This is a genomic window from Massilia cavernae (assembly GCF_003590855.1).
GTDB classification, from domain to species: domain Bacteria; phylum Pseudomonadota; class Gammaproteobacteria; order Burkholderiales; family Burkholderiaceae_D; genus Telluria_A; species Telluria_A cavernae.
The window spans coordinates 1-7,958 of sequence record NZ_QYUP01000080.1 but is presented as its reverse complement, the minus strand read 5'-3'; the positions used below and the strand labels follow the sequence as shown (position 1 = coordinate 7,958).

Genomic DNA, 7,958 nt, shown 5'->3' with positions numbered 1-7,958 from the left:
CTGCGTCGTAGAATGCCTGGCCTTCGGCTTCGATATAAGGGATGCCCCACTTCTTGCAGGTGCGCTCCACTGCATTCATGACAACTTCCTTGTACGGCTTCCATGGATCCAGGACTTCGTCCAGGCGGTAGGCGGCGAAGTGCAGGATGAACTCGGCCATGCGGTCGGCGGGCACGCGGTCGGCGAACATTTCGCGCGCCATGTCCGCCATGCGGAAGCGGGTCAGGGTGCCGTAGCAGTCGAAGGTGATGTACTTGGGCCTCAGGGTGCTCATTGTGTTTGTTCCTCTGGTCGTCGGTGAACCCGGCAGCATGCGGGGCGCGGAAAAAGTGTGAATCGTGGCTCCCGCCGCGATGGCGTTCCGGAGCTCGTTTTCTGAGAGTCATTACAACACGCCCGGTACGCCGAATTATCCTGTTTTGCTGTGCGGCCGAGACAGAAACGACGGTTTTTGCGTTGTCATTCAGCACACCTTGCTGCGCCTCCTGCGGGCGCCCCGTACCCCCGCGCCGCCCCTGGTTTCCCCTCTATGCGCGAGTAAGCACTATCTGTCGCCCAGTCCCAAAGTACACCAGCTTGCGCCATTATGGCCACCTATGACCACATTTTATGCTGCGCTGCCGGACGTAGTATCGATACATCCGATTTATACAATAAAGGAGCAATCGATGGACGGTTTGAACCCGGATGCAGTGAACGCCCGCGGCGCGCATTTTATTGGCGGCCGCCTTGTTGAAGACCAACACCAGATGGATGTGCGGCGCCCGTCCGACAACCGCACCTACGGCGGTCTGCCGGTGGCAGATGCGGAGATGGTCGACCGTGCGGTGCAGGATTCCTGGGCTGCGTTCAGGAACAGCAACTGGGCGCGCCAGGCGCCGCGCGACCGCGCCCGCGTGCTGCGCCGCTGGGCGGAGCTGATCGAAACGGACGTGGCCCACCTGGCGCCGCTGGAAGCGGTCGGCTCGACCCGCCCGATCCGCGACGCTGCCGCCTGGGACGTACCGTTCACCGCCGAAGGTATCCGCTTTTTCGCCGAATTCGCCGACAAGGTGGGCGGCGAGGTGGCCGCCACCGGCATCGACACCCTGGGCATGACGGTAGCCGAACCGTATGGCGTGATCGCCGCCATCGCGCCGTGGAACTTCCCGCTCGTGATGGCCTCATGGAAGATCGCGCCGGCCCTCGCCGCCGGCAACGCGGTGGTGCTCAAGCCTTCCGAGCTGACCCCGTACTCGGTGCTGCGGCTGGCCGAACTGGCGATCGAGGCCGGCATGCCGCCCGGCATCTTCAATGTCGTACAGGGCGACGGCCAGGTGACCGGCGACGCGCTGGTGCGCCATCCGCGCGTGTCCAAGGTGACGTTTACCGGTTCGACCCGCACCGGCGCTGCCATCATGGCCGCCTGCGCGCAGTCGGGCACCAAACCGGTGACGCTGGAACTGGGCGGCAAGAGCCCGCAGCTGGTGTTCGCCGACGCCCCCGACCTCGACAAGACCGCGCGCAAGATCGCCGCGGCCATCGCCGGCAACGCCGGGCAGGTCTGCGTGGCCGGCTCGCGCCTGATCGTCGAGCGCCCGGTCGCCGAACGCCTGATGGACGGCATCGCCAGCGCCTTCGCCGCGCTCAAGGCCGGGCCGACTTGGCAGGCCGGCAACACACTGGGACCGATCATCCGCCCGGCCGACGCCCACCGCATCGACGGCGTGGTACAACGCGCCGTGGAGGCGGGCGCGAAGCTGGTGGCGGGCGGCGGCCTGGCACAGGTGGAAGGAGAGGGCGGCTTCTACCAGCCGACCATCCTGTCCGGCGTGCACAGCGAGATGGAAGCGGTGCGCGACGAGATATTCGGGCCGGTTCTGACGGTGCAGGCCTTCGACAGCGAGGACGAGGCGCTGTCGCTGGCCGACCATCCTTCCTACGGCCTTGCGGCCGGCGTGCACACCGCTGATATCGGGCGCGCGCTGCGCTGCATGCGCCGCATCGAGGCGGGCACGGTCTGGATCAACCGCTACGGCCGCACCGCCGACTTCGTGATCCCGACCGGAGGCTTCAAGCGCTCGGGCATGGGCAAGGACCTGGGCCGCCAGGCCTACGAAGCGAACTTGCGTTTCAAGAGCGTGCTGGTGGACTTCGCGCGCGACCAATAAGGGGCATTCGCGCACGGCGGCGGTGCGGCCCGCACCGGCGCCGTGCGCAGTGGACGGGGGGAGCAAGCTATGCGGTTTGGATGCCTGAAAACCACCGTTTGTGTTTTGTGACAGGAGTATTACAGGATAAATACGCCAAGTGCCTATGTTGTAATCAATACCAGAGACGACGATGAAACGCAGCAAGTTTCGCATCGTCGCCAGGTTCTGCAGCACTTCTGATCGACTTACAAAAGACCTATAGGAGTTTTCCATGCATCCGTCTCGCCACTGCACCCTGGCGCTGTTCCTCGCAGCTACCTACCCCCTGGCCGCCTATTCTGCGGAGCCCGAGGGGGGCGCCGCAACCGCGGTAGCCGCCACCGCCGTGGCCGGCGAGGCGGCGGCTGCCGCCGGCGACGCGCCAGTGCCGAAGAAGGACGTCGTCGAGATCAAGGCGGCGCGCCAGAACTACCGCGCACTGTCGGCCACCGGCGCCACCAAGACCGACACCTTGCTCAAGGACCTGCCGCAAAGCGTGCGCGTGCTGACCAGCGACCTGTTGAAGGACGTCGGCGTGATCGACCTGGCCGGCGCCCTCGACCTGTCGAGCGGCATCTCGCGCCAGAGCAACCTGGGCGGCCTGTGGGACAGCTATGCGATGCGCGGCTTCACCGGCGACCCTAACTTCGGCTCCGACTACATGGTCAACGGCTTCAGCTCCAGCCGCGGCTATAACGGCCTGCGCGATTCGGCCAGCACCCAGAGCGTCGAAGTGCTGAAAGGACCGGCATCGGCCCTGTATGGCCGCGGCGAGCCTGGCGGCACCGTCAACATCACCACCAAGAAGCCGCGCTTCAAGCCGGAGTATTCGATCGAAGGCTCCGTCGGCAGCCACAACATGCGGCGCGGCGCGGTCGACCTGACCGGCCCGGTGACCGACACCATCGCCTACCGCCTGAATGCCGCCCACGAGCAGGGCGACAGCTTCCGCGACACGCTGCACTACAAGCGTTCGTTCATCTCGCCGTCGTTCGTCTGGCTGCTGGGCGACTCGACCACGATTTCCTACGAAGTCGAGGCATCGAAGCAGGAAACTCCGTTCGACCGCGGCGTGGTGGCGGTGAACGGCGTACTGGGCCTGGTCCCGAATTCGCGCTTCCTGGGCGAGCCGGGCGACGGTCCGATCACCATCGAATCGCTCGGGCAGCAGCTGTTCATCGAACACCAGTTGAACGACGACTGGAAAGTGCAGACCGGCGTGTCCTACCGCGACAGCTCGATGGAGGGCTTCTCGACCGAAGCGAACAACCTGCTGGCGGACGGCCAGACCCTGCGCCGCCAGCGCCGCCACCGCGATTTCTCGGCCACCGACATGTCCGGCCGCCTGGAAGTGCTGGGCAAGTTCAGCATCGCGTCGATGGCGCACAGCGTGCTGTTCGGCGTGGACGGCTACAAGTTCGACGACACCCGCCTGCAGCTGCGCCGCAATCCTTCGGCCACCAACCCGTACTCGATTAACATCTACAACCCGGTGTACGGCGGCGTCGCCGACCCGCTGGCGGTGTCGATCAACACGGTCGAGGAACAGACCTCGCACGGCTTCTATGCCCAGGACCAGATCGACCTGTCCGAGCAGTGGAAGGCGATGGTGGGCGTGCGCTACGACAGCTACGACCAGACCGTCACCAACCGCCGCTTCGCCGTGTCGAATTCCCAGTCGCTGTCGGCCACCAGCCCCCGCGTCGGCGTGGTCTACCAGCCGACCAAGGAGATTTCGCTGTACGTGACCGCGGCCAAGGGCTTCCGCCCGAACAGCGGCATCAGCATCGACAACAAGGCCTTCCCGGCCGAGGAAAGCAAGTCCTACGAAGTCGGCGGCAAGCTCGAAACCGCCGACGGCAAGATCATCGGCACGCTGGCGGTCTACAAGATCTCGAAAGAGAACGTGCTGACGACCAATCCGGTGAATACCGACTTCTCGATCTCGGCGGGCGAAGTAGGCAGCAAGGGCGTCGAACTGGACGTATCGGGCGAAATCTGGAAAAACGTGCGGATGTCGGCGGCCTATGCCTACACCGATGCCACGGTGACGAAAGGCGACAACACCATCAAGACCGGCGCCCAGTTCCCAAACGTGCCGAAACACAGCGGCAGCGCCGTGGTCACCAGGATGTTCAAGATCGGTGACGCCAGCGCCTCGCTCGGCGGCGGCTTCATCTACGTCGGCGAACGGCTTGGCGACGTTGCGGCTACCACCAGCTTCCGCCTGCCTGGCTACACGACCGCGCGCCTGATCTCGTCGTACTCGCCGACCAAAAAGCTGCGCCTGTCGCTGAACGTCGACAACCTGTTCGACAAGGAGTACTACGCAAGTTCGTACAGCCAGGTGTGGATCGCGCCCGGTACAGCACGCACCGTCGTCTTCAACGCGCAGTACAAATTCTAAGCAGTGCATACCCTGGAGGAGGAAAGTATGAAGAAAGCAATGAAACTGGCGGTGCTGGCAGCCGTGGCGGGCAGCCTGCTGTCGGCAACCGCGGCCCACGCCCATGGCATCTGGTTTGCGCAGCGTGCCACCCAGCTTGGACTGCTGTACGGCGTCGGCGCCGATGATCTCGATATCGTCAAGCGCCAGTCGATGGTGACCAGCATCGCCGGATACGACGCTGCCGGCAAGCAGGTGCCGACTTCGCTGCAGGCCGATGGCCGCCTGCTGCTGGTGAATACCGAGAACCAGCCGGCGGTGGTGGCTGCGGTGCTCGACAACGGCACCTGGAGCAAGACGCCGGACGGCAAGTGGCACAAGAAGGGAAAGGACGAAGTGCCGACCGCGGTGATCAGTGAACGGACCATCAAGTACGGGGTGCACCTGCGCGCACCGCTTGCGCAGCCGCTGGGCGCCTTGCCGGGCCAGACCCTGCAGGTGGTTCCGGTCGATGCCGCCTTGCCGGCCTTGATCGGCCAGCCGATCAAGCTGCGCGTCCTGTACAAGGGCCAGCCGGTTGCCGGCGCCAAGGTGCTGCATGACTTCATCAACGATCCGGACGGTACGCCGGTCCTGAGCGGCGCCGACGGCACCGTGACGCTGAAAGTGCGCAACCAGGGGCTGAACGTGATCGTCGCGGTGTTCGATTCGGGCACCGAAGAGCCAAGCAAGTACAACAAGATCGAACACCTGGCGTCGCTGTCGTTCGTGCTGGCGCACGCGCCGGAATAACAAGGAGATCCGCATGAAGAAGGTAATAGCTGTATTGGTGATGTGTTCCGCCACGCTCGGCATGGGCGCTGCCCACGCCCACGGCACCCCGACCCCGAACCACGGCGGCGTGGTGCAGGCGGTCGGCGAAACCTGGCTCGAGCTGGTGGCGAAATCCGGCGCGGTCGAACTGTACGTGGAAGACGACGGCGAGGCGATGGACAGCGCGCCGATGTCGGGCAAGGTCACCGTCGTCGACGGTGCGAAGAAGTCCGAATACACGCTGAAACCGGCCGGCGGCAACAAGCTGGAAGCGGCGGGTGCGGTGGTGCCGAAGGGCGCGAAGGTGGTGACGGTGCTCGTCATGGCCGACAAGAAGACGAAGGTCGCCGCGACCTTCACGCCGCAATAAGTTGTAGCGCGGGGCAGTCCTTGCCCCGCGCATGATTCACGCTATAATCAAACGATGTTCAAACGCTGCCTCATGTTGATAGCACTCGCATTCACGCTCCAGCTCAGCTGGGGTATGGTGAGCGCCTATTGCATGCATGAGTCAGGGCAGGCCAGCGAACATTTCGGGCACCACCAGCACACGCACAAATGCACCACCGCTTCGGCGGATGACGACCAGCCGTCGCCGTCCAAGAAAGCAGCGTCGCATCCGGATTGCGCCACCTGCACCCACGGTCCCATGGCCGCGTTTGCATGGACCCTCGAAGTGGCCCACCCCTCTCCGTCGAACTACGCACACGCTTCCCCGCTGCGCGAGCAGCCCGCGCCCTATCTCGGGTCGCCCGAACGCCCCCAGTGGCGCGCCGCCGCCTAGTTCGGCGACCGTCCTCCCGTTACCTTCGATTTCTTTCTTCGTTACGTAGACGCGCAGGCGCCGCCGGATTTTCCTCGTCAATCTTTGGAGAATTCGATGCCTTACATTTTTGCGCCCCTTGCGCTGGCTTTGCTATTGGCTCATCCGGCACTCGCCGCGGAGCCGGCTGCCGCGCCTGCGCCGCTCACGCTGGACGCCGCGCTCGGCCTGGCGCTTCAACACAACCCCGTACTGACGGCCGCGACCCACGAAGTCCATATCGCCGCCGGCCAGCGCGACCAGGCCGCTGCAATCCCCAACCCCGAAATGTCCTTCCTGAGGGAAGGCTTTGAAAGGGAGGGCCGCACCACGACCGTGATGGTCAACCAGGTCATCGAACTCGGTGGCAAGCGCGGTGCGCGCGTCGCCGTGGCGGAGCTCGACGGCGCGGCCGCGTCGGCGGAACTGGCTGCTGCGCGCGGCAAGGTGCGGGCCGAGGTCATGACAGCCTTCTTCGACGTCCTTGCCGCCCAGGAGCGGATGAAGCTGGCCGAGGCATCGAGGGAGCTGGCCCAGCGTGCCACCGGCGCGGCGGCGCGCCGGGTCGCCGCCGGACGGATTTCTCCGGTCGAGGAAACCCGCGCCCGCGTTGCCGAAGCAAACAGCAAGATCGAACTGAACCAGGCCGGCAGCGAGCTGGAAGCCGCGCGGCGCCAGCTGGCTGCTACCTGGGGCAGTGGGGCTCCGTCGTTCGGCGCGGTGGAAGCGTCGGCATCGACGGCGCCCGCCCGCCCATCAGCCGGGGAACTTGCCGGCATGCTGGCGCAGGCGCCACAGCTGGTCCTGGCGCGCCTTGAGGTGGATCGCCAGCAGGCGCGCGCCGACCTGGAGCGCCGCCGCCGGGTGCCCGACCTGACCCTCAGCCTGGGCTCGAAGCGGGACGAACAATTCGGGCAGCGTCAGGCCGTGGTCGGCGTGTCCCTGCCGATTCCCTTGTTCGACCGGAACCAGGGCAACATGGCCAGCGCCTTGCGCCGTACCGACAAGGCCCGCGACGAACTGGCGGCGCTCGAGAACCGGCTGGCGCTCGATGTCGCCCAGGCTTCGCTGCGGCTCGCCTCGGCGGAGACTGAACTGAACATCATCCGTGGCGAGATCCTGCCCGCCGCGCAAAGCGCACACGACGTCGCGGTCAAGGGCTTTGAGCTTGGCAAGTTCAGCTTCCTCGACGTCCTCGACGCGCAGCGCACCCTGTTCCAGGCCCGGACGCAATATGTGCGGTCCCTCGCGGAATTGCATCGCGCCGGCGCCGACATCGAGCGCCTGCTGGGCCGATCCGCTTACAAGATGCCATCCGCACCAACATCCTAAAGTACCAGGAGTACCGAATGCAAAAACCAGACAAGAAACAGTCCATCGCCATCGCGATGGTGCTGATCGTGACCGCGCTGCTGGCAGCGCTGATCCTCACCCAGGGCCGCGCAACGCCGGGCGGCGAAGAGGCGGGCCATGGCGAGCATGCGGAGGAGGAATCGCACGAGGGCCCCGGCCACGGCGAGCCCGACGAGCATGACGAGAAGCCAGCCGCTGCCTACAAGCGGGGGCCGCATGGCGGCAAGCTGTTTGAACAGGGGGGCTACGGGGTCGAGCTGACGATCTATGAACAGGATGCGGAGCCGGAGTTCCGGGTCTACACCTACCAGGACGCCAAGCCGCTCGACCCCGCTGCGTCGCGCGTCGACGTTACCGTAGAACGCCTGGGGCGCGCGCCGCAGCGCTTCACCTTCCGGAAGGAGGGGGCCTACCTGAAGGGCGACGCCGTGGT

Annotated in this window: 7 protein-coding genes and 1 pseudogene; 7 read left to right on the top strand and 1 reads right to left on the bottom strand. The window is 65.5% G+C overall.

The window, feature by feature from the left end; all coding sequences use genetic code 11:
* Positions 1 to 274 (bottom strand): HAD family hydrolase (locus D3872_RS08140; RefSeq protein ID WP_502567357.1); only part of this gene is annotated, 274 nt, incomplete at its 3' end.
* A 394-nt stretch (positions 275 to 668) separates the two neighbouring features.
* On the opposite strand from D3872_RS08140, the gene D3872_RS08135 reads away from it, so the two are divergent.
* From D3872_RS08135 to D3872_RS08105, 7 genes and pseudogenes are all read left to right on the top strand, one after another.
* A complete protein-coding gene (locus D3872_RS08135; RefSeq protein ID WP_119810304.1) occupies positions 669 to 2,150 on the top strand; it encodes an aldehyde dehydrogenase family protein in 1,482 nt (493 codons plus the stop codon).
* A gap of 253 nt (positions 2,151 to 2,403) precedes the next feature.
* Positions 2,404 to 4,578, top strand: coding sequence for a TonB-dependent siderophore receptor (locus D3872_RS08130; protein WP_119810303.1), 2,175 nt, complete (start codon positions 2,404 to 2,406; stop codon positions 4,576 to 4,578).
* Positions 4,579 to 4,605: 27 nt separating this feature from the next.
* The gene (locus tag D3872_RS08125; protein WP_182915727.1) at positions 4,606 to 5,349 is read left to right on the top strand and encodes a DUF4198 domain-containing protein; all 744 of its coding nucleotides are present in this window, start codon (positions 4,606 to 4,608) and stop codon (positions 5,347 to 5,349) included.
* A 13-nt stretch (positions 5,350 to 5,362) separates the two neighbouring features.
* Entirely contained in the window at positions 5,363 to 5,740 is a 378-nt protein-coding gene (locus D3872_RS08120; RefSeq protein ID WP_119810302.1) for a hypothetical protein, read from the top strand.
* A gap of 72 nt (positions 5,741 to 5,812) precedes the next feature.
* Positions 5,813 to 6,154, top strand: a complete 342-nt coding sequence (locus tag D3872_RS08115) for a hypothetical protein (RefSeq protein ID WP_147373836.1) — start codon at positions 5,813 to 5,815, stop codon at positions 6,152 to 6,154.
* A 96-nt stretch (positions 6,155 to 6,250) separates the two neighbouring features.
* Positions 6,251 to 7,504 (top strand): TolC family protein, encoded by a 1,254-nt coding sequence (locus tag D3872_RS08110; protein ID WP_119810300.1) that lies wholly within the window; start codon positions 6,251 to 6,253, stop codon positions 7,502 to 7,504.
* 17 nt (positions 7,505 to 7,521) lie between these two features.
* A pseudogene (locus D3872_RS08105) lies at positions 7,522 to 7,958 on the top strand (efflux transporter periplasmic adaptor subunit); the annotation flags it as partial.